The organism is Sphaerisporangium perillae, assembly GCF_023276435.1.
Taxonomy (GTDB): domain Bacteria; phylum Actinomycetota; class Actinomycetes; order Streptosporangiales; family Streptosporangiaceae; genus Sphaerisporangium; species Sphaerisporangium perillae.
The window spans coordinates 1-20,262 of record NZ_JALLPO010000069.1; the positions used below are offsets into that span (position 1 = coordinate 1).

The window sequence follows — 20,262 nt, forward strand, 5'->3', positions numbered from 1 at the left end:
ACCCCACCCCCCGGGCCGCACCCTCCCCCTGGCTGCCACCCGGAACGCCCTCGACCTGGGTATGCGGCTGCGACGGCACCAGCTACACGGGCAGGGACGTCAACAACCGCCCCGCTCCCTGCCGCACCTGCCACGCCACCGGCCGCCTCTACACCGGGGGCCGGCGATGACCACCACCATGCCCGCCCCCAGCACACTACGCGCGTTCAGCTTCGGCGGCGGAGTCCAGTCCATGGGCGCGCTCGTGCTCGCCGCACAAAGGCGCATCGACTTCGATGTGTTCCTGTTCTCCAACGTCGGCGACGACTCCGAACACCCCGGCACCCTGACCTACTACCACCAGCACGCGGTCCCGTTCGCCCAGCGGCACGGCATCGACCTACGGATGCTCTGGCGCCGCAAGCGCACCGGTGAAACCGAAACGCTGTGGCAGCGCCTGACCAAACCCGGATCCCGCTCTCTGCCGATCCCCGTCCGGATGTCCAACGGCGCCCCCGGAACCCGCCAGTGCACCGCGGACTTCAAGATCCGCGTCATCGGAGCCTGGCTCAAAGCACACGGCGCCACCGCCACCAACCCCGCCACCGTAGGTATCGGCATCTCCGTCGATGAAATCCACCGCGCCAACAAACGCCGCTGCGAACCTCACGAGCGGATCGTCTATCCCCTGTTGGAGCTGGGCCTGCGGCGGGTCGACTGCATGCGCATCATCCGCGAAGCCGGCCTGCCGGTCCCGCCGAAATCAAGCTGCTTCTTCTGCCCGTTCCACCGGGAAACCGCCTGGCAAGACATGCGCCGCACCGACCCGGAGCTGTTCGACCGCGCCTGCGCCCTGGAAGACCTGCTCAACACCCGCCGCACCGAACTCGGTAAAGACCCCGTCTACCTGACCCGGTTCGGCAAACCCCTGTCCCGGGTCATCCCCGACGGCGACCAGCTGATCCCGCTGTTTGAGGACGGGGCCGGCGACTGCGATTCCGGCTGGTGCGCCACATGACCACCCACCACGTACACGTCACCGAGGTATCCGCCCCCGGCGCCGAGCGGCCCTGGCTCACCATCCGGTCCGTCCTCTCCGCCGACTCCGCCCCGTGCCTGGCTCCCGTGCTGGTCCGCACGGCCGGGCACCGCCGACGGATCGCCTGCGGCCGACGCCTCCCCCTCGACAAGCAGTGCCGCAACTGCGCCCCCGTCATAGTCGTCAACCAGGTAAGGAAGGTCACCGGTTGAGCGCACCCGTGCCGCTCGCTGAGCTGGTCGGGCCAGTCATCCGTGACCTGGCCCGCCGCTCGGGCAAAGACCTGAACCGCTGGCTCGACCAAGTCGCCCGCCTTGGCGGCTGCCAAGAACCGGTCCGGCTAACCGGCGAAACTCTCACCGTCGATGCCACCTCCGGTGAAGTGCTCGACTCCTACAGCACCGAGCGTGAACCGCACGGGCACCTGCTGGTGCGGTGCGGCAACCGGCGCGCCTCCCGCTGCTCGGCCTGCGCTGAGACTTACCGCCGTGACACCTATCAACTGATCCGCGCCGGTCTTCTCGGCGGCAAAGGCGTTCCCGACTTCGTCCGCACCCATCCCCGCGTGCTGGCCACCCTGACCGCGCCCAGCTTCGGCCCCGTCCATCGCGGTCCAGACAAACACGGCGCCGCGCAGCTCTGCCACCCCCGCCGCACCGGGCCGGCCTGCTTCGAACGCCATGGCGCCGATGATCCCCGCCTCGGCCAACCCCTCGACCCCGACACCTACGACTACACCGGGCACGTGCTGTGGAACGCCCACGCCGGAGACCTGTGGCGACGCTTCACCATCTACCTACGCCGCCACCTGGCCGGCGCTGCAGGACTCAGCCACGCCGCCTTCAACCGCCGGGTGAAAGTCTCCTTCGCCAAAGTCGCCGAATACCAGGCACGCGGCGTCGTCCACTTCCACGCCGTGATCCGCCTGGATGGCCGCGACGAAGACGGCACCACCCTGCCGCCTCCCGACTGGGCCACCGTGCAACTTCTGGACGGGGCAATCCGCTCCGCCGCGGGGGCCGTACGGCTGGACGCTCCCGACCTCGGCCAACCGACTCAAGAGCTGGTCTGGGGTGAACAGGTCGACGTGCGACCGATCGAACCCGGCGACCTGGACGGCGATGACCTGTCAGAGCAGAAGGTGGCCGGCTACATCGCCAAGTACGCGACCAAAGCCGCCGAAACCTCCGGCACCCTCGACCGCCGGATCCGCTCCACCGACCTGCCCCGCCTGCCTGCGCTTGGCGTCAGTGAGCACGCCGCTCGGCTGATTCGCACCGCCTGGCGCCTCGGCGACCCGGCCACACATCCCGACCTGGTGGAGCTCAAGCTCCGCAAGTGGGCTCACATGCTGGGCTTTCGCGGCCACTTCTCCACCCGATCCCGCACCTACTCCACCACCCTGACCGCCCTAAGACAGGCACGCACCGATTTCAGGCAAGCCCAGCTCCGCGAAACCGGCTGGGCTCCCGACCCTGACACCACGCTCGTCCTCGCGCACTGGAGCTTCGCCGGCCAGGGCTACACCCCCGGAGAATCCGCGCTCGCGCTCAACCTGACTGATCCGCCACGGGAGGGACCTCGATGACGACGACCACGAGCAATCGCCTGTGGGGCGTGGAGGAGGTATCGGACTTTCTCGGCGTCCCCGTAGCCACGCTGTATGTCTGGCGTCATCGACGCCAGGGGCCGAAAAGCCGCCGTGTCGGCCGTTACCTGCGCTACGCCCCCGAAGACGTTCGTGCCTGGTTCTTGGAGCAGGAGTAACCCGCATGGCCTTCGTCAAAGATCTCTGGATGAAGACGGTGCGTCACCCGGGCGGGCGCAAGGAGAAGGTCAGAACCGCCCGGCACGGCAAGGGCAAGCGCTGGTTGGCGGTATGGGAGAACCCGGACGGTCGTGAGCAGTCTGAAGCCTACGAACGCAAGGCCGATGCTGAGAAGAAGGCGTCAGCCATGCAGGCCGACGTGGCCCGCGGGGACTACATCGACCCCAACGCCGGCAAACAGCTCTTCGGCGGCTTCGGGGGCCGGTGGCTCAGCTCTCGCATGGTCGACCCCTCCACCGCCATCCGCTATGAGTACATCTACCGTCTCCACGTCGAACCCGTCTTCGCTCGACGCCAGGTCAAGAGCATCAAACCGTCAGAGATCCAAGCCTGGATCAGTGACCTCAGTCAGCGTGTCGGCACCTCAACTATCCAAACCGCGTTCCTGGTCCTGCAAGGCATCTTGGACCTAGCGGTCGCCGACGAGGCACTGAAGAAGAGCCCAGCGAAATCCCCGATCGTCCAAGTGCCCAAGCGCGCGACCGAGGAGATCCACGCCTGGAGCGATCAGCGGGTTCAGGCGGTCATCGACGCCCATCCTGATCTGCTACGTACGCTGCCCATCGTGGGGGCCGGCTGCGGGCTGCGGCAGGGTGAGCTGTTCGGCCTGGCGCTCGAAGACATCGACTTCGAGGAGAAGCTGATCCGCGTCCGGCGACAGGTCAAGAAACTCGGCGCCGGATACGTCTACGCCCTGCCGAAGAATGACCGTGAGCGCTTGGTACCGCTACCGGACTGGGTGGCTGAGGCGCTTCGCGTCCACGTGGCACGGTCTGAGCCCTTGGTGTGCACACTCCCGTGGGAGAAGCCGAACGGCAAGCTACGCACGCACAACCTGCTGTTCCGCTGGACCGATGACCACTTCATCAAGGCACGCAGCTACAGCGAAACCGTCTGGAAGCCGGCCCTGGTGACCGCCGGCGTCATCCCTGTCCCGAGCAAGGACCCCAGGGCACGCCAGCGGTTCGAGACCACGCGCAAGGAAGGGCTACACCAGCTTCGCCACTACTACGCGAGCATCAGCCTCGTCGGTGGCGTCTCCATCAAGGAACTCGCCGAATACCTCGGTCATGCTGACCCGGGCTTCACCCTGCGGACCTATGCGCACATGATGCCCGGCTCCCACGATCGTGCCCGGCGTGCTGTCGATGACCGGCTGTTCCGTCCCCGGGCCGCGTCTGACGGAACAGCGACGGAACAAGGGGCCGGCAGGTGATGCTCCTCGATACGGCGCGATCACTGAACGGGCAGGCCAGTGACGGCGCGGCCGATCAGCAAGCGTTGGATTTCGCTGGTGCCCTCGAAGATGGTGTAGATCTTGGCGTCGCGGTGGAAGCGTTCGACGGGGTGGTCTCGGGTGTAGCCGGCGCCTCCGAGGATCTGGATGGCCTGTTCGGTGACCCACACGGCCGTCTCGCCGGCCACGAGTTTGGACATCGAGCCCTCGGCCTGCTCGAAGGAGCGGCCGTTGCGGGCCATCCAGGCGGCGCGCCAGGTGAGCAGCCGGGCGACGTCGACCCGGGTGGCCATGTCGGCCAGCAGGAACGCGATGGCCTGGTTCTCGCCGATCTTGCGGCCGAACTGCTCGCGCTCGCGGGCGTAGTCGCGGGCGTACTCGTAGGCGGCTCGGGCGATGCCGACCGCCATGGCGGCGACGGTGGGCCGGGTGGTCTCGAAGGTGCGCATGGCGGACTGCTCGCCGCTCCTGCCGCCCTCGCGTACCCGGGCCAGGCGGGCGTCGAGTTTCTCCTTGCCGCCGAGCAGGCAGCGGCCCGGCACCCGGACGCCTTCCAGGACGACCTCGGCGGTGTGGGAGGCGCGGATGCCGTGCTTCTTGAACTTCTGCCCCTGCGACAGACCCGGCGTGCCGGGCGGGACGACGAAGGACGCCTGGCCTCGGCTGCGGAGTGCGGGGTCCACCGAGGCGACGACGACGTGGACGTTGGCGATGCCGCCGTTGGTGGCCCAGGTCTTGACGCCGTTGAGCACCCATTCGTCCTTCGCGGCGTCGTACTCGGCGCGGGTGCGGATGGAACCGACGTCGGAGCCGGCGTCGGGCTCGGAGGCGCAGAAGGCGCCGAGCTTGACGTCGTCCACGGTGCCGAACATCTGCGGCAGCCACTCCCCCATCTGCTCGGGCGTGCCGTTGGAGGCGAGGGCGGCGGCGGCGAGGCCGGTGCCGACGATCGACAGGCCGATGCCGGCGTCACCCCAGAAGATCTCCTCGAACGCCACGGGGATCCCGAGGCCGCTCTTCTCGAACCATTGCTGGGCGAAGAAGTCCAGCGAGTACAGCCCGATCTTGGCGGCTTCCTGGATGACCGGCCAGGGGGTCTCCTCGCGCTCGTCCCATTCGGCTCCGGCGGGGCGGATCACGGTGGCGGCGAAGTCGTGGACCCAGTCGCGGACTTCGCGGACGTCCTCGCTCATCTCCGGACAGAAGTCGCTCGCGCTCTCAGCCATCGTGATAACTCCTCAGGGGGGACGGAGCCGGTGCCGTAGTAGGGATATGCCCACGCCAGCAGGCGTTACCAACGGTAACACCGGGCTGCGTGCAACCCTACCCGGAAGCGGTCGCCGGTCGCGCGAGACCCGGCAGTGTTCACCTGAGGGAAACACTGATGGGTTCAGGAGAAACCCAGGAGGGTTCAGGCCAGGGAAGCCAGGGGTTCCATGGTGGGTGAGGGCGCCGGGAATGTGGTGAGGAGCAGGAGAAACGGTAAGGACGGTCCGAGGCCGCCGGGGGGCTGGGACCGTCCTGTCAGGGAGATGCCGAGGACGCCGCCGCGTCCCGGGTCGAGAGATCCCGGGACGCGGCGGCGCCCGGAAGGGGGGTCGCCCGGCCCCCGGGGGGGGGGCCGGCGGGCCCGGGGGGTGTCGTCAGTCTTCGGCGCTCCAGATCCAGTCGCCGTGGCCGCGGTCGCGGTACGAGCCCTGGGTCTGGACGTTCAGGCGGTCGACGTGAACGCCCTTGGCGGGGTCGGTGCGCTCGTCGTTGATCTTGATGACGTCGAAGCCCCTGTTGAAGTCGCTGGCGTAGACGTAACCGTTGTAGTAGTACGCGGACCAGAAGCCACCCGAGCCCTCGGCGGCCGGGCCGCGCTCGAAGTAGCCGATCTCAGTGGGGTGAGCGGAGTCGGTGAAGTCCCAGATCGAGGCACCACCCTGGTACCACGCCTGCACCATGATGTCGCGGCCCTTGACCGGGATCAGCGAGCCGTTGTGCGAGACGCAGTTCTCCGCGTCCGACTGGACGCGGGGGATCTTGAAGTAGCTCTTGAAGACGAACTGGCCGTTGACGATGTCGTAGATCGCGTCCGCGCCGTTGTTGGCGGCGGTCGCCGGGGTGCAGGTGGCCAGGCCGCCGCCGCCGAGCTCGTCGGTGAAGATCACCTTCGTGCCGGCGTTGTTGAAGGTGGCCGAGTGCCAGAACGAGAAGTTCGGGTCGGTCACCCGCGCGGTCACCTTGGGGTTCTCCGGGTCCCTGATGTCGAACAGCACGCCGTCGCCCATGCAGGCGCCGACCGCGATGCCCTTCTCGGCGTAGGCCGTGATGTCGTGGCAGCCGCTGGTCGGCAGGAGGAGGTTCGGCTGGGTCTCGTTGCCGCCATCGGGGAACACGACCGGGGTGGCCACCACCGACGCCGACGCGGGGTCACCCAGCGGCACCTTGACGATCGAGATCTTGTCGTGGGGCGGCTGGCAGTCGGGGAAGGTCGCGTCCGGGCGGTACGACGAGACGTACAGGTAGACGTTCCCGCGCCTCTTGTCGGGCACGAGGGTGTGGGTGTGCGAGCCGCAGTTGGTCTCGACGGACTTGATGTACCTGGGGTTGGCCTTGTCGCTCACGTCGAAGATGCGGATGCCTTCCCAGGACGCCTTGTCCGACGCCGGCTTCGCCGTGCTGTTGCACGAGTCGTCCGAGCGGGAGGAGTCGACCGAGGCGAACAGCAGGTCGCCGTAGACGGACAGGTCCATCTGCGAGCCGGGACAAACCACCGAGCTGACCGCGGAGGTCTTCTTGGGGTTCTTGATGTTGTAGATGGAGAAGCCACCGTAGTTGCCGACGTAGGCGTAGTCGCCCTGGAAGGCGATGTCGGTGTTGATGGTGGCGGCGATGGCCGCGGGTTTCGCGACGTTCGCCACGTGCTGGACGTTCGGGCTCATGACGATCTGGTCGGTGCCCGGGATGTCCGCTGCCTGCGCGGGAACCGCCGCCAGCACCATCGCCGCGACCGAACCCACCAGGACGAGGAACCGGCCGGTCAGGCCGCCTCTGCGGGGGGTGGACAACACTCAGGAACCTCCTTGGTGCTTATTGCCAGAGGTGAACATAGCTGGGGAGATCATGTACCAAACCGGGCGCTGTTGCCAGACTCCACTTTGTCAGCAAATTATTCCAACATCCCGTCTTTACCCCTATGTCCCCATTGGGTTAGGGTGCAGCCGCACAGCAAAGATCCTCAGGGAGGCCGGGTGCGCGTCGCGCTCCTCATCGCCGCCGGCGTGGTCGCGCTCACCGTGACCGGCTGCACGAGCGGTCCCGCGACGCCCGTCGCGACGTCCAGCGTCCCCGTCATCGTCCCCGGCAAGCCGGGTGAGGCGGCCAAGACGCTCCCTCCGGGTGCGACGGTCACCGCCGTCCCGTCCCCCACGGCCAACGCGGCGGACGTGGTGTTCATGCAGGACATGGTCGTCCACCACCGTCAGGCGCTCGACATGAGCATCCTCGCCCCCACCCGCGCGGCCTCCCCGGACGTGAAACGCATCGCGGCGCGGATCGCCGACACGCAGGAACCCGAGATCAACGCCATGATCCGGTGGCTGCAACAGCAGGGGCAGCGCGTCCCCGACCACCACGCCAAGCACGACGCCATGCCGGGCATGGCCACCGACGAGCAGCTCGCCGACCTGAGAGCCGCCTCGGGCGCCGGCTTCGACCGCCTCTACCTCCAGTTGATGATCGCCCACCACATGGGTGCCATCACCATGGCCGCGGACGAGGTGAAGAAGGGGTCGCATATCACCGTCCAGGAGCTGGCCGAGGACATCTCGGTCGGCCAGGCGGTCGAGATCCAGCGTATGAGCCGCATGCGCCCCGGCGGCTGAGCACCGGGCGCCCATCGCCGGCCGGTGCCGCGGACGACGCACCTGCAGAGCGCTCACTGCGGACGGCGGCGTCCGGCCGGTGTGATCCATCTCTCCGGAGCGGCCCGGAAGCCCCCGGGCGGCCTGGGTTAGAGTGATTCGGTGCATCTCGCGGCTCTGGCCCTCCCGATCGTGCAGGCTCCGCTCGCCGGCGGCCCGTCGACTCCGGCGCTGGCCACGGCGGTGTCGTCCGCGGGCGGGCTCGGCTTCCTGGCCGCCGGCTACCGGTCGGCCGAGGATCTCCGCTTCGACATCGCGGCCGTGCGGGCGCGCACCGGCGCGCCGTTCGGCGTCAACCTGTTCGTGCCGTCCTCCGGCGGGGTGGACCGGGCGGCGGTGGAAGCCTACGCGGGACGGCTGCGCGGGGAGTCCGAGCGGATGGGCGTGCCCCTCGGCGTCCCGGCCGACGACGATGACGGATGGCAGGACAAGCTGGCCGTCGTCAAGGCCGAGCGGGTGCCCGTGGTGTCGTTCACTTTCGGCCTGCCCGGGCGCGAGGTCATCGACGAGCTGCGCGCGGCCGGGACGTACATCCTGGTGACGGTCACCACCCCGGACGAGGCGGCCACCGCGCATGACGCCGGAGCCGACGCGCTGGTGGCCCAGGGCATCGAGGCGGGCGGCCACCGGGGCGGCTTCACCGACGACGGCGGCGACTTCGGCCTGCTCGCGCTCCTGCGGCTGACGTTGCGCGCCACGCCCCTGCCCGTCGTCGCCGCCGGGGGGATCGCCGACGGCGCCGGCATCGCGGCCGTCCTCGCGGCGGGCGCGGTCGCCGCCCAGCTCGGGACGGCCTTCCTGCGGACCCCCGAGGCCGGTACGAGCCCCGCGCACCGCGAGGCGCTCGCGTCCTACGAACGTACGGCCGTCACCCGCGCGTTCACCGGCAGGAGGGCCAGAGGGCTGGTGAACCGCTTCCTGCAGGAGCACAACGACGAGGCTCCGGCGGCCTATCCGCAGGTCCATCACCTGACGGCTCCGCTGCGGGCCGCCGCCAGGAAGGCGGGTGACGCCGGCACGATCAACCTGTGGGCCGGACAGGGTTTCCCGTTCGCCGAGGAGGTGCCCGCGGGCGAGCTCGTCCGGCGGCTCGGGGCCGAGGCCAAGGAGGCTCTGTCCCGTGCCGCCCGCCGCCCCTTCGGCCGCTGAGGCGCGGCGGCGAACGTTCGCCGGGTCACCCGCCGTACGAGTGGCGCCGGGGTCGCCCGCCGTACGAGTGCGCCGGCATCGCCGTACCTCTTCCCGCCGCGACCACGACAACGGACAGCGGTCAGCGGGAGAGTTCGTCGGCGAGGGGCTGCGGGTGTAGAGGACGGTGCGGCCGCGGCGGGCTGTCGGCCTCCAGGATGGACCTCGCGCGCGGCCCCTACTCGGGTGCCAGGCAGCGCGTCCAGTACTCCTCCGGCTCGTCACTCCTCCGGCTCGTCCGCGATGCGGTGGACGAGCGCCCGCGGATCGCCGAGCCCGCCGCGTAGCGGCGCCGGGATGGCGGGGTCGTGGCGCAGGAAGGTCGCCCGATGGGCGGAGAGGTCCCTCGCCGGGCGTTGACGATCTCGAGTTTTCCTTGCCGCGACGGGAGTTGTGATGTGTCCGAAAAGTTTTGGATTCGTACTGAGGCGGTGACGGGAGCAGTCCATTTTGTGACCCAGGCCTGCGCCGGGAGTGACCGCTCTCATACGATCGGTGGCTTCCACGTCGGCGGGGCCCACAAAAGCGAGAGAGGTGCGCATCCTCATGATGCCCGACGCGTGGACCGCATCACCCCACGAACCGTTGTCGTCGATGCCGGTCGAACCATTGTTGACCAGGGACTACGACGCCAATCCTGCCCTGGTCCACGAACGGTTGCGCCGCACGTACGGGCCCGTCGCGCCGGTCGACCTCCTCGGGATGCCGGTCTGGCTCGTCATCGGATACGGCGAGGTGCTGCGCGTCCTGCAGAACGAGGGCGACATCTGGAGCAAGCGCCTGGACAACTGGCGGGCCAGAATGGAAGGCCGGGTGTCCCCCGACTGGCCGCTGGCCCCTGTGTACGAGACCGGCAACTCGATGTTCCAGGACGGAACGCGGCTGGGCCGGCTGCGCGAGGGCTGGACCTCGGCGCTGATGCCGTTCCAGGAGCCCGCGCGTCCCGAGGCGCAGATGCTGGAGCGTGCCATCACCCGCTACGCCGACGACCTCATCTCCGCGTTGGTGGAGGGCGGCGCCACCTCCGGCTGGGCGGACCTGTCCGCCCAGTACGCGCGGCCGCTGCCTGCGATGATCGCCAACCGCCTGCTCGGCTTGGAGAGCGCGCGGGGCGACGAGGTGCTCATGGACATCTGGCGGGTGCTGGACGCCGGCCCCGAGGCGTCGGCCGCGTCGCAGCGGCTGATCACCGCGATGACCGATCTGGCCGCCACCAAGATGCGCCACCCCGGCGATGATCTCCCCTCGTACATGCTCGCGGCCGTTCCCGACCTCACCCTGGAGGAGCTGTCGCGCGAGATCCTCATGCTCCCAAGGCTGATCGGCGACTTCACCGGGGCCCTGATCTGCAACGCCGTCCTCGAGGTGCTGACCGACCCGAACGTACGGGCGATCCTGTCTCGGGGGACGATCGACGAGCTGGTGAACCGGGTCGCGCTGGCGAACTCGCCGATGGCCAACCTCACCTTCCGCTTCCCGACGGTCGACGTGCGGCTGGGCCGCTTCGTCATCGCCGCGGGCGATCCGGTCATGTTGTCCATCCCCGGCGCGCACGCCGACCCCGTGTTCGCCGGCGCCATCGACCCGAAGGCCATGCGCAGCACGCGCGCGCATCTGGCCTGGGGTGCCGGACCGCACCGCTGCCCGGGCCGGCAGCTGTCGATCCGGATCACCACGATCGCCGTCAGCCGACTGTTCGAGCGGCTCTCCCAGGTGCGCCTCACCCTGCCCCCCGACCAGCTGCCGTGGCGGTCCACCCCGCTGTTCCGCACGCTGCGGATGCTTCCGGTGCAGTTCGAGCTCGCGCCGTCCCATTTGCCGCCGCGGAACGTCGGACCCGCCCCAGTCGGCGCGCACGCGGCCCGGACGCCCGCCGGCGAGCAGGAGGAGGCTCCGCGCTCCGCGCTGTCGCGCTTCCTGCGGGGACTGCGCAAGGAACGCTAGACGGGCGAGGCCGGCTGTCCAGCACCCGGCCGGATGGGCTCCCGGCTCCGGACTGACGGGCGCGGTCAGAGGTAGGTGTCCAGGCCCAGCTTGACCGCGACCAGCAGGCCGGAGACCGCGGCGGCGACGCGCAGGCTCCGGCCGGGGAGCCGGCGCGCGAGCACGGGCCCGAGCCGGCCGCCCACCAGGAACCCCGCCGCGAGCGGTACGGCGGCGGCCCACTGCACCGGCCCGAAGAGGGCGAACGCGATCGCGGCCACGGCGTTGGCGAGCCCGGAGAGCACGTTCTTGACGGCGTTCAGCCGGGCGGGCGCGTCCCGCAGCACCGATGACAGCACCGCGAGCATCAAGATTCCGCCCGCCGCGCCGAAGTAGCCGACGTAGATGGAGACCACGAACACGCCGGCCCGCAGGAGGTGACCGCCGCCGAGGCTGCCCGTCAGCGCTTCCAGCCTCGGTGGGCAGAGCAGCAGCAGCGAGGCGACCACGATGAGCCAGGGTGCGACCGCCTCGAAGGTGCTGGGCGGCGTCACCAGCAGCAGCGCCGCTCCGGTGGCGCCGCCCGTGATCGACATCCCGCCGAGGCGCCGCAGCCTGCCGCCCTGATCGGCGAGCTCCGGCCGCGACCCGGCCACCGCGCCGAGGCCGGTGAACACCAGAGAGACCGTGTTGGTGACGTTCGCGCTCAGCGGCGGCAGCCCGAACGCCAGCAGAGCCGGGTAGGAGATGACCGACGCCAGGCTCACCACCGTGCTCACCACGCCGGCCACCACCCCGACGGCGATCAGCCCCAGCACATTCGCGAAGGTCACGGGCACAACCCAACCACGCCGCCGATCGCGCCCGGATACCGCCCCCGGGTGGCCCTGCCTGCCGGCGCCGCCCCCCGGCGTACCTCGACCCGGGCGCGCCGAGGTCCGGTTGACCGTTCGCGGAAATCGGGCGTGCCGACGGCCGGCATCGAGACGGATGTCCAGTGGCGCATATGGCAGGAAGCGGTCAGCCGCAGGCAGCTTGCTGCCTTTAATTTCTCTGTTCCACGGCTCATGGAAAGCGCAGAGTTGGTTGTGCGAGAACGAATACACAACCTACCGAAAAGAGACAGGAAATGAAGAGCCGGATCGCCTCCCTCGCCCGCGAAAGGGCCGCCGCCACGCTCGGCCACCGTGCCGCCCGCACCGCTCACGTGCTCGCCACCACGGGCACCACCTGGGACTGAGCGGAGGATCGGGCCATGTTGGTGGTGCTGACGATGCGTCCCGTCAGAGGGCGGCCGTTGCGAGACCCGGTGGTGGACGGAGAGCGATTACTGGCGCTGCTGCCAAGACAATGGGAAAAGGAATTCAAGCAGGCGGCCGGATTCGTCGCCATTCGCATTCAGGCCGCAGAGAACATCACGACGGCGCAGATCTACGCGCAGGTGGTATCCGTCCTCACCAATCCGGAGATCGGGAACTGGCGGCTGGTCTCCTACGAGACGCTGGCCCGCGACCATCATCCGCCCCAAAGGGTGGTCCCGGTGACGACGGTCCGGAGGGCGCACCAGCGTGCCAAGTGGAACTGAGACGCCGCGCGCTCCCCCGCCGGGCGGGCGGTCCTGAGAACAGGAGCCCGACGCTCCGACGGCCGCTCCCACGCGCGGCCCGCAGCCAGTGAAGTGCCTCGTTAAAGCGAAATGTGGTGAATGACGATGATCATTATTGACGAGAACCACCGTCGAGGGGGAGGTACCGCGGACCCGCGTGACCGGCGCCTCAGGCGCTCCTGGACGGTACGCCGCCGGACGCCCCGCCGCGCACGCCGACGACGCGGCCGGCAACAGCGGCTCGGTACGCGGCCTACGCCTTGGACGCGGCGTTGTGAGCGTCGACCTCGGGCTGGTGCGCTCCCACTTCTCCTCGCTCCAGGCGCTGACGCGCGAGGCGGCCATGGACGTCATCCGCCAGGCCGTGTCCGCCATCGGCCCCCCGCTCGAGCGCGCGGCGACCCCGGACGCCGGAATGAAGGTGATGTCCGGCGCGCTCGACGCCTGCACCGGGACCGACCCCATGTCACTGCTGATCATCGAGACCTACTACAGCCGCTTCGCGCGCATGCTGGACGGCCGGCTGCTGAGCATCATGCGCCCCGACCTGGAGCCGGCGCTCCGCGAGCGCCGAACGACTGGCCCCCGGCGCGCCGCGATCAGGACGGTTTGGCGACCGAGAGCAGGACCGCCGAGTCCTCGATCGCCTCCAGGCTGTGGCGGGCCTCCGGCACGACCAGCAGGTCGCCCGTGCGGCCCTCCCACGAGTTGTCGCCCGACACCAGGCGGACCCGCCCGCTCAGCACGTGGACGGTGGCCTCCCCCGGGCTCTCGTGCTCCTTCAGTTCGGAACCGCCGATCAGGGCGACCACCGTCTGCCGCAGCACGTGTTCGTGGCCGCCGATCACCGTCTCGGCGGCATGGCCCGCGGGAGCGTCCGCCGCGCGTTCGAGCTGCCGGCGGGCCAGAGCGTCCAGAGAGAACTTCCGCATGAGGGTGCCTTCCTCCGTGTCGAGGGCGGTGGCGTCACAGACCGTCAGGGTCGGAGTGAGCCTGCTGATGCGGATCCGCCAGATGCCCGGCCCGCCTTCAAGGTATTCCCAGCCGTACACACCCCGGTGATCGGTGTCGAACTCCCGGCGCAGGTGTTTCGGATCGTGGCCGTTGATGAGCACGAACGACTCGCCCGGCTCGAGGTCGGCGAAGCGGGCGAAGATCCGGGGGTGTCGCTCGGGACGCGGGACCTGGCGGACGTCGATCTCCTGGGCCGGCATGGCACTCCTCCTCGAAGGCGGGGTATCCACTATTACCACAAGGAGTATTTGTGTAAAATAGCCGCCATGACGTATGTGATCGGTCTGCCATGCGTGGACGTCAAGGATCGCGCGTGTGTCGAGGAGTGCCCCGTCGACTGCATCTACGAGGGCGAACGGATGCTCTACATCCAGCCCGACGAGTGCGTGGACTGCGGCGCCTGCGAGCCGGTGTGCCCCGTCGAGGCCATCTACTACGAGGATGACCTCCCCGAGCAGTGGCGGGAGTACCAGGCCGACAACGCGCGGTTCTTCTCCGAGACGTTGCCCGGTCTGGACATCCCGCTGGGCTCCCCGGGCGGCGCGAGCAAACTCGGGCCGGTGAGCGCGGACACCCCGCTGGTGACCGCACTCCCTCCCCAGACGGCATGAGCGGGCCCTCGGAACCCCCATGGCGCATAGCACCCGGACCGCCGCCCGCGGCCTCCGGCTCCGGCGGTGATCCGGGCACTGGTGTCGGCTCCAGTGACGGTCCGGGCGCGGCCTCCGGCTCCGGCGCTGATCCGGACACTGTTGTCGGCCCCGGCGGTGGTCCGGGCTTGGCCTCCGGCTCCGGTCGCCGACCGGCCTCGAGCGCCGGTGAGGCGCCGCCGTCGCGGCGCGACCTCGTGCTGGCCGTGATCCGGGAGTCGCTGGCGCCGCTCAGCGTGACCGAGGTCGCCGAGCGGCTCGACATCCATCCCAACACGGTGCGCTTCCACCTCGACGCGCTCCTCGCGGCCGGCGCGGTCGAACGGGGCTCCGGCGAGCGCGCGGGGCCCGGCCGGCCACCGGTCGTGTATGCGGCACGTCCCGGCATGGATCCCGCGGGCCCGCGGAACTACCGGCTCCTGGCCGAGATCCTGACCGGGCACCTCGCCGCCACGGCTCCCGACCCGGCCAAGGCCGCCACCGACGCAGGACGGGCGTGGGGGGCGTTCCTGGCGCCGCCTCCCGTCCCGTTCCAGGAGGTCACCGAGGAACAGGCGGTCGGCGGCCTCGTCACGCTGCTCGACGGGCTCGGCTTCAGGCCCGAAACCCGGTCCGGCGAGCCGCCCCATGCGGGTCGGCCGCGGTCCGACAGTCACGTGTCCGCGGGGCAGCCGCGGCTTGCCGGAGGGACGACCCACATCGGGCTGCGCCACTGCCCGTTCCTCGAGTTGGTCGACACCCGCGCCCAGATCGTCTGCCCGCTCCACCTCGGCCTCATGCAGGGCGCGATGGCGGCGATGGGCGCGCCGCTGACCGCGACGCGGCTGGAGCCGTTCGCCGAACCGGACCTCTGCCTGGCCCATCTCGGCCCCGTACCCGGCGACCACCCGGCCCGTCCAGGACCGGGACCAGGCATGGACCGGCCTGGCACACCACAAGGCCACACCGGATCGCAGGGCCGTGTGGAAACGTAAGGCGGCCTCACGGGAACGCGAGGCCGCGTATGAGCGCAAAGTCACGCGGCAACGCAAGGTAACACCAAATCGCAGGGCCGCACGGGAACGAAAGGTGCATTCCAGCATATGAACCACGCCGCCGTGGCGATCGCGACCGCCGTGACCTTCCTGTGGCTGGGGATGGTGCTGGCCATCTCCTTCTTGGAGGCGCCGCTGAAGTTCCGCGCCCCCGGGGTGAGCCCGCACGTCGGCCTGGCCATCGGCCGACTGGTCTTCCGCGCCCTCAACCGCGCCGAGGCGGCGCTGGCCGCCGCGATGCTCGTCGCCGTGGTGGCCAGCGCCCCCTCCGTGACGCCGGCCACCGCCGCACTGGTCGCGGCGGTGGCGCTGGCCGTCCAGATCGCCGTGGTCCGGCCACGCCTGAACCGCCGCACCGACCGCGTGCTGGCGGGCGAGGACGCCCCCCCCCCGATCGCGGGCGCACCACATCTACATCGCCTTCGAAGCGATCAAGGTCGTCGCCCTGGCGATCCTCGGCGCGACCTTGGTCATCGCACTGTCCTGAGATCCGGCCCGCAAGGACGGCGGACGCCAAGCCCGTGCGCCGCGAACACCCAGGCGAGAAGACGGTGAAGCAGAGCGCCGCAGACCTACCAGGTGCGATGTCCACTGACGTTCGCCGGTCGGCCGACGTACGGCGGCGCCGCCATCGCCGTACCGCCCCCCGCCGCCGCGGCGCCGAATCCCCGAGCACCACAGCGCACGGAAAACAAGCGGACCCAGCGAAGGTGAGCGGAAGACGGACGTGCACGGGGGGTGAGAGGAGGGACGGACGTGCACGGGGGGAAGCACGTTCATGGGGAGAGGATGGTGAGCGGAGGGCGGGGGCGCGTTATAGCCAGCCCTTTGAGGAGGCGATGTGGGCGGCTTCTGCGCGGTTGCGGGCGCCGGTCTTACCGATGGCCGAGGACAGGTAGTTCCGCACGTCCCTTCGGTCAGGAACAGGGCCCTGGCGATGTCCTCGACGGTGGCGCCCGTCGTGGCGGAGCGCAGCACGTCGCATTCGCGGGAGGTCAGCGGGCTGGCGCCGGTGCGCGCTCGGCCTGCACGCGCACGTCCGCACCGTCGAACGCGCTCTCGGCGAGCCGCCCAGGAAGGCCGGGGAGGGCACGGTGGCCGCCAACCTGCGCGCCTACATCGCCCACGGCCTTGCCCTGCACATCGCGATCCTCCCCGCCTTCGCCAGCCTGATCCACCAGCCCCGGGTGCTCACGCGGTTCCAGGAGCTGTCCAACCCGATGGCAGGCGGGCGGGGGTTGCGCGACGACCTGGCCGACTATCTTCGCGCCGAGCAGCGGGCCGGTCGCCTGTCCCCCGGCGCCGCCGTCGACGCCGCCGCCACGATGATCATCGGCGCCTGCCACGAGCTGGTCCTCCCCCGGCTGTTCACCGGTGCTCTAGTGACCCGCGAGCAGATCCCCGACGACTTCATCCACGACCTGGTCTCCACGGTCATGGACGGGATCGGCCCCCCGACCTCCGCCTCCTGACGCCGTATCCGGGGTGCGGGTCGTGGGCCACGTAGTCCGGGTCGACGCCGCACGTCGCGCGGGAGCCGTTCGAGCGACTCCCCGAAGGCCTCCAGCACCTCGGCGTTCTCCAGGTCGCCGACATGCGGCCCGGTTCGGCGGCCCACATGAAGCCCAGCAGGAGAGTGCCGGTGCTCGCGGCGATCCGCATTCCGATGCCCAGGATGAGGGCGGCGCCGATGCCGAGCAGGCCGATCATGAACAGCCAGTCGACCCAGGCCTGGCCGGCCAGGCCGCCGCTTCCTTTCGGAGGTTCTTCAGTTTCCGTCGCGGCTTCAGTACATCGTTTTTTACGGTGGCGCTGGAGTGTTGTACGTCCCACCCTTACCGCCCCGATGTCCCGACAAAATGGGACTTTCGACTCTCCGGGGCCCGCACGCGCCTCCGGCCCCTACGGGCGGGAGAACTCGCAGTCCAGCAGCTCGGGAAGGCGCGAGGCGGCGTACTCCGGGACGCCGATCATCGGGGGCCGCTCGGGGACGGTGACGTCCCTGTTCACGGGAAGGTGGCCGGCCTCGCCGCGGCGGAACTGCGTCAGGCCGGTGGCCGGGCTCTGCAGGGGGACGATCTTCCGCTGGCGTTCCAGGCGCGTCCAGGCGGTGTGCATGATCTGCCCGGCCATGACGCCCAGCGCCTCGGTGGACTGGTGGGAGTGCACCCGCCTGCCCAGGTCGACCTGGGCGAGCGCGTCCAGGCCGGCGTGTTCGAGCAGGTCGATCAGCAGGCCGAGCTCGACTCCGTACCCGGTGGCGAAGGGCACCCGTTCGAGGACCTCCCGCCGCCCGGCGTACTCCCCCGCGAGCGGCTGGACGAACCCCGCGAGCAGCGGCCAGTGCAGGTTGAGCATCGGCCGGGCGACCAGCTCGGTGACGCGCCCGCCGCCGCCCTGCACCTCCTGCAGGGGCCGGTCGTAGCAGCCCTTGACGTACACCACCGAGGGATCGGCGAGCAGGGGGCCGAGGAGGCCGGTGACGAAGCTGGTGTGGAACTCCCGCAGGTCGGCGTCGACGAACGCGATCAGGTCGCCGGAGGTGACCGCGAGCGACTTCCACAGCACGTCGCCCTTGCCGTCCATGGGCGGCAGGCCGGGCAGGATCTCGTCCTGGGCGAAGACCTTCGCCCCCGCCTGCACGGCCCGCGCGGCGGTGTCGTCGGTGGAGCGCGAGTCGATGACGATGAGCTCGTCGACGAGCGGGACCGCTTCGACAAGGTCGCGCCGGATCGCCGAGACCAGCTCGCCGACCGTCTCGGCCTCGTTCCTGGCCGGGAGCACGACGCTGATCTTCGTACTGCCCTTCGCCGCGAGCAGCGCCTCGACCGGCCAGTCGGCCGACGCGGTCGTGCGGGTGCGCAGCCACTTCTCAACCTCAGGCAGCACGCACGATCCCCCTGTCGCCTCCCATCACCTGCCGTATCACTTTATGCGCAGCGATCGGCCCTTGTGGCGGTCGACTGGTAACCGATATTAATGGTTACATCCCCGCTGACACGGAGGACGCATGCCACTCGAGTGGAAGATCGTCATGGACTGCGCCGACCCGCACCGGCAGGCCCCTGGCGCAGGTCAGGCTCCCGCGTGGCGCTCCAGGAAGGAGTACACGTCGGCCTCGTCGACGCCCGGGAACGAACCGGGAGGCAGGGCCGCGAGCACGTGGGAGTTCGCCCGCGCCGAGGGCCAGGCGTAGCCCTCCCACCGCTGGGTCAGCTCGGCCGGCGGGCGGCGGCAGCAGTCCCCCGACGGGCAGTTCGACTTGGTCCTGTTGGTGGTCTCCCTGCCCCGGAACCAGCGCGACTCGCGGTACGGCACGCCGAGCGTGATCGCGAAGTCGCGCTCACGGGAGGGGTCCACGTGGGCGCTGCAGAAATAGGTGCCGGTGGGCGAGTCGGAGTACTGGTGGTACACCGAGAAGCGGTCCGGCGACAGGAACACCTGGCGCCCGGACCACCTTAGGCACATGCGCTGCCCTTCGATGGCTCCCTGCTCGTCGGCGGGGAACACGATGCCGTCGTTCTCGTACGCCTTGTAGATGATGCCGCCGGCGTCGTTGCGGACGAAGTGGCACGCCAGGTCCAGGTGGTGGGTCGCCAGGTTGGTGAAGCGGTGCGCGGCCATCTCGTAGGACACCGCGAACACGTCGCGCAGGTCCTCCACCGACAGCACGCGGTCCTGCTTGGCCTCCTTGAGGTACGGCACGGCCGCCGTCTCCGGCACCAGCACGGCGGCGGCGAAGTAGTTGGCCTCGGTGCGCTGGCGCAGGAAGTCGGCGAAGTCGCGGGGCTTGTGGTGGCCGAGCGCGAGGTGGCCGAGGGTCTGCAGCAGGATCGTGCGCGGGGTGTGCATGCCGAGCTGCTCGTGCTTGACGTAGATGCGCCGGTTGCGCATGTCGGTGATCGACCGCACCGAGCGGGGCAGGTCCTGCGCGGTCTGCACGTTGTAGCCGAAGTGGGTGACCAGCGCCTGCACGGTGCCCTGCGACAGCGCGCCCGTGCGGTACCCGACGGCGGCCAGCGCCTCGGCGGCGGCGGCCTCGATCTCGGCGAAGTAGTTGCCCTGCTCGCGCTGCTTGCGCCGCAGCTCGGCGTTGGCCGCCCTGGCCTCCTCCGGGGTCGCCGTGCCCTTGGCCTGGCGCGAGCGCAGCTCCTCGTACAGCCCGAGGATGTGCTCGAGCACGTCGTTCGGGACCCGGGCCGACACCTTGAGCCGGGGCAGGCCGAGCGAGGCGTAGATGGGGTCGCGCTGCGCCTCCTCCAGCCCGATCTCGAGCTGGGCGCGGCGGCTCGGGGCCTGCCGGCGCAGCAGCTCCTCGACCGGGACGGTGAGCGCGGCGGCGAGCGACTTGAGCAGCGACAGCTTGGGCTCGCGCTTGCCGTTCTCCAGCAGGGACAGCTGGCTCGGGGCGCGGCCGACGCGCTCACCGAGCTCTGAGAGGGTCAGCCCGCGCTGCTTGCGCAGATACCTCAGCCGCTGGCCGAACGCGAGGAGGTCGAGCTCCTGCGTCAAAGACAGCGGTTCTTCTCCCACCAAAGACGCCATAGCACGATCCTAGGTGCAATTTCCACGATTTTTCCAGTCTGTCGCGCGAGGCTCCGCCGTCCGGCCGTCTCCGGCGCCCGGGAGGCCGTCCGGAGGTGGGTCACGCGTTCCTTGGGACACACCCGGCGGCCCGCCCGAGGGTGAAACATCCTGATTTGTCAGCATAAATCCTGATTTCGTCCGTCCGCTCGAGTGATGTGGATCACCTGGATTGGTCTAGTCCATAACGAAAACTTTGCGTTTCTTGCTCTGAGAATACTGGCCAGTATTCGCTAGATCCGAAAGATCGGCCATATTTCTCCCGATCA

The 20,262-nt window shown here is 69.9% G+C and carries 20 protein-coding genes and 1 pseudogene; 14 read left to right on the forward strand and 7 right to left on the reverse strand.

What is annotated here, in order from left to right:
• Positions 1-232: 232 nt before the first annotated feature.
• Genes MYF83_RS39750 through MYF83_RS39770 form a run of 5 tightly spaced genes read left to right on the forward strand, consistent with a single transcriptional unit; the run spans position 233 to position 4,062 of the window.
• Positions 233-997: a phosphoadenosine phosphosulfate reductase gene (locus MYF83_RS39750; protein ID WP_248965987.1), complete on the forward strand. Its 765-nt coding sequence runs from the start codon at positions 233-235 to the stop codon at positions 995-997.
• Positions 994-1,230 carry a hypothetical protein gene (locus MYF83_RS39755; RefSeq protein ID WP_248965988.1) on the forward strand — a complete coding sequence of 79 codons (237 nt, stop codon included), beginning with the start codon at positions 994-996 and terminating at the stop codon, positions 1,228-1,230. The genes MYF83_RS39750 and MYF83_RS39755 overlap by 4 nt, the downstream gene beginning before the upstream one ends.
• Positions 1,227-2,606, forward strand: a complete 1,380-nt coding sequence (locus tag MYF83_RS39760) for a replication initiator (protein ID WP_248965989.1) — start codon at positions 1,227-1,229, stop codon at positions 2,604-2,606. The genes MYF83_RS39755 and MYF83_RS39760 overlap by 4 nt, the downstream gene beginning before the upstream one ends.
• Positions 2,603-2,785 carry a helix-turn-helix transcriptional regulator gene (locus tag MYF83_RS39765; protein ID WP_248965990.1) on the forward strand — a complete coding sequence of 61 codons (183 nt, stop codon included), beginning with the start codon at positions 2,603-2,605 and terminating at the stop codon, positions 2,783-2,785. Before MYF83_RS39760 ends, MYF83_RS39765 begins: the two co-directional genes overlap by 4 nt.
• A 5-nt stretch (positions 2,786-2,790) precedes the next feature.
• Positions 2,791-4,062, forward strand: coding sequence for a tyrosine-type recombinase/integrase (locus tag MYF83_RS39770; RefSeq protein WP_248965991.1), 1,272 nt, complete (start codon positions 2,791-2,793; stop codon positions 4,060-4,062).
• Between the two features lie 20 nt (positions 4,063-4,082).
• On the opposite strand, the gene MYF83_RS39775 is transcribed toward MYF83_RS39770, so the two are convergent.
• Together MYF83_RS39775 and MYF83_RS39780 are read right to left on the reverse strand one after the other, a co-directional pair.
• Positions 4,083-5,309: an acyl-CoA dehydrogenase family protein gene (locus MYF83_RS39775; protein ID WP_248965992.1), complete on the reverse strand. Its 1,227-nt coding sequence runs from the start codon at positions 5,307-5,309 to the stop codon at positions 4,083-4,085.
• Positions 5,310-5,726: 417 nt separating this feature from the next.
• Complete coding sequence (locus MYF83_RS39780; RefSeq protein WP_248966014.1) at positions 5,727-7,139, reverse strand: LVIVD repeat-containing protein; 1,413 nt, start codon at positions 7,137-7,139, stop codon at positions 5,727-5,729.
• Between the two features lie 183 nt (positions 7,140-7,322).
• On the opposite strand from MYF83_RS39780, the gene MYF83_RS39785 reads away from it, so the two are divergent.
• The 4 genes from MYF83_RS39785 (at position 7,323) to MYF83_RS39795 (ending at position 11,126) form a co-directional block, all read left to right on the forward strand.
• Complete coding sequence (locus MYF83_RS39785) at positions 7,323-7,955, forward strand: DUF305 domain-containing protein (RefSeq protein WP_248965993.1); 633 nt, start codon at positions 7,323-7,325, stop codon at positions 7,953-7,955.
• 141 nt (positions 7,956-8,096) lie between these two features.
• Complete coding sequence (locus MYF83_RS39790; protein WP_248965994.1) at positions 8,097-9,143, forward strand: nitronate monooxygenase; 1,047 nt, start codon at positions 8,097-8,099, stop codon at positions 9,141-9,143.
• A gap of 197 nt (positions 9,144-9,340) precedes the next feature.
• Positions 9,341-9,469 carry a hypothetical protein gene (locus MYF83_RS43470; protein ID WP_279340710.1) on the forward strand — a complete coding sequence of 43 codons (129 nt, stop codon included), beginning with the start codon at positions 9,341-9,343 and terminating at the stop codon, positions 9,467-9,469.
• A gap of 307 nt (positions 9,470-9,776) precedes the next feature.
• Complete coding sequence (locus MYF83_RS39795; RefSeq protein WP_248965995.1) at positions 9,777-11,126, forward strand: cytochrome P450 family protein; 1,350 nt, start codon at positions 9,777-9,779, stop codon at positions 11,124-11,126.
• Between the two features lie 65 nt (positions 11,127-11,191).
• Here MYF83_RS39795 and MYF83_RS39800 read toward each other — a convergent pair whose 3' ends face one another.
• Entirely contained in the window at positions 11,192-11,938 is a 747-nt protein-coding gene (locus MYF83_RS39800; protein ID WP_248965996.1) for a sulfite exporter TauE/SafE family protein, read from the reverse strand.
• A 422-nt stretch (positions 11,939-12,360) separates the two neighbouring features.
• Between MYF83_RS39800 and MYF83_RS39805 the strand changes: the two genes are divergently transcribed.
• On the forward strand, positions 12,361-12,690 hold the full coding sequence (locus MYF83_RS39805) for a hypothetical protein (protein WP_248965997.1): 330 nt from the start codon (positions 12,361-12,363) through the stop codon (positions 12,688-12,690).
• Positions 12,691-13,310: 620 nt separating this feature from the next.
• On the opposite strand, the gene MYF83_RS39810 is transcribed toward MYF83_RS39805, so the two are convergent.
• Positions 13,311-13,925: a DUF2249 domain-containing protein gene (locus MYF83_RS39810; protein WP_248965998.1), complete on the reverse strand. Its 615-nt coding sequence runs from the start codon at positions 13,923-13,925 to the stop codon at positions 13,311-13,313.
• A gap of 66 nt (positions 13,926-13,991) precedes the next feature.
• Between MYF83_RS39810 and fdxA the strand changes: the two genes are divergently transcribed.
• The 3 genes from fdxA to MYF83_RS39825 all read left to right on the forward strand — a co-directional run bounded on the left by fdxA (position 13,992) and on the right by MYF83_RS39825 (position 15,964).
• A complete protein-coding gene (gene fdxA, locus MYF83_RS39815) occupies positions 13,992-14,336 on the forward strand; it encodes a ferredoxin (protein ID WP_248965999.1) in 345 nt (114 codons plus the stop codon).
• Positions 14,333-15,349, forward strand: coding sequence for a helix-turn-helix transcriptional regulator (locus tag MYF83_RS39820; protein ID WP_443729313.1), 1,017 nt, complete (start codon positions 14,333-14,335; stop codon positions 15,347-15,349). Before fdxA ends, MYF83_RS39820 begins: the two co-directional genes overlap by 4 nt.
• A 108-nt stretch (positions 15,350-15,457) precedes the next feature.
• Positions 15,458-15,964 (forward strand): hypothetical protein, encoded by a 507-nt coding sequence (locus tag MYF83_RS39825; RefSeq protein WP_248966001.1) that lies wholly within the window; start codon positions 15,458-15,460, stop codon positions 15,962-15,964.
• Between the two features lie 259 nt (positions 15,965-16,223).
• On the opposite strand, the pseudogene MYF83_RS39830 reads toward MYF83_RS39825, so the two are convergent.
• Positions 16,224-16,420: pseudogene (locus tag MYF83_RS39830) on the reverse strand (response regulator transcription factor); the annotation flags it as partial.
• An 83-nt stretch (positions 16,421-16,503) separates the two neighbouring features.
• Between MYF83_RS39830 and MYF83_RS39835 the strand changes: the two are divergent.
• The gene (locus tag MYF83_RS39835) at positions 16,504-16,881 is read left to right on the forward strand and encodes a hypothetical protein (protein ID WP_248966002.1); all 378 of its coding nucleotides are present in this window, start codon (positions 16,504-16,506) and stop codon (positions 16,879-16,881) included.
• A 430-nt stretch (positions 16,882-17,311) separates the two neighbouring features.
• Here MYF83_RS39835 and MYF83_RS39840 read toward each other — a convergent pair whose 3' ends face one another.
• Both MYF83_RS39840 and MYF83_RS39845 read right to left on the reverse strand, forming a co-directional pair.
• Positions 17,312-18,298 carry a glucosyl-3-phosphoglycerate synthase gene (locus tag MYF83_RS39840; protein WP_248966003.1) on the reverse strand — a complete coding sequence of 329 codons (987 nt, stop codon included), beginning with the start codon at positions 18,296-18,298 and terminating at the stop codon, positions 17,312-17,314.
• A 186-nt stretch (positions 18,299-18,484) separates the two neighbouring features.
• On the reverse strand, positions 18,485-19,954 hold the full coding sequence (locus tag MYF83_RS39845) for a helix-turn-helix domain-containing protein (protein WP_372500392.1): 1,470 nt from the start codon (positions 19,952-19,954) through the stop codon (positions 18,485-18,487).
• Positions 19,955-20,262: the final 308 nt, after the last annotated feature.

Coding starts and splice junctions, on each gene's coding strand:
- MYF83_RS39810 (WP_248965998.1), bottom strand. CDS start 13,925: ATGCCGGCCCAGGAGATCGACGTCCGCCAGGTCCCGCGTCCCGAGCGA.
- MYF83_RS39795 (WP_248965995.1), top strand. CDS start 9,777: ATGCCGGTCGAACCATTGTTGACCAGGGACTACGACGCCAATCCTGCC.
- MYF83_RS39805 (WP_248965997.1), top strand. CDS start 12,361: ATGTTGGTGGTGCTGACGATGCGTCCCGTCAGAGGGCGGCCGTTGCGA.
- MYF83_RS39825 (WP_248966001.1), top strand. CDS start 15,458: ATGAACCACGCCGCCGTGGCGATCGCGACCGCCGTGACCTTCCTGTGG.
- MYF83_RS43470 (WP_279340710.1), top strand. CDS start 9,341: ATGGACCTCGCGCGCGGCCCCTACTCGGGTGCCAGGCAGCGCGTCCAG.
- MYF83_RS39775 (WP_248965992.1), bottom strand. CDS start 5,309: ATGGCTGAGAGCGCGAGCGACTTCTGTCCGGAGATGAGCGAGGACGTC.
- MYF83_RS39820 (WP_443729313.1), top strand. CDS start 14,333: ATGAGCGGGCCCTCGGAACCCCCATGGCGCATAGCACCCGGACCGCCG.
- MYF83_RS39750 (WP_248965987.1), top strand. CDS start 233: ATGGGCGCGCTCGTGCTCGCCGCACAAAGGCGCATCGACTTCGATGTG.
- fdxA (WP_248965999.1), top strand. CDS start 13,992: ATGACGTATGTGATCGGTCTGCCATGCGTGGACGTCAAGGATCGCGCG.
- MYF83_RS39845 (WP_372500392.1), bottom strand. CDS start 19,954: ATGGCGTCTTTGGTGGGAGAAGAACCGCTGTCTTTGACGCAGGAGCTC.
- MYF83_RS39765 (WP_248965990.1), top strand. CDS start 2,603: ATGACGACGACCACGAGCAATCGCCTGTGGGGCGTGGAGGAGGTATCG.
- MYF83_RS39755 (WP_248965988.1), top strand. CDS start 994: ATGACCACCCACCACGTACACGTCACCGAGGTATCCGCCCCCGGCGCC.
- MYF83_RS39770 (WP_248965991.1), top strand. CDS start 2,791: ATGGCCTTCGTCAAAGATCTCTGGATGAAGACGGTGCGTCACCCGGGC.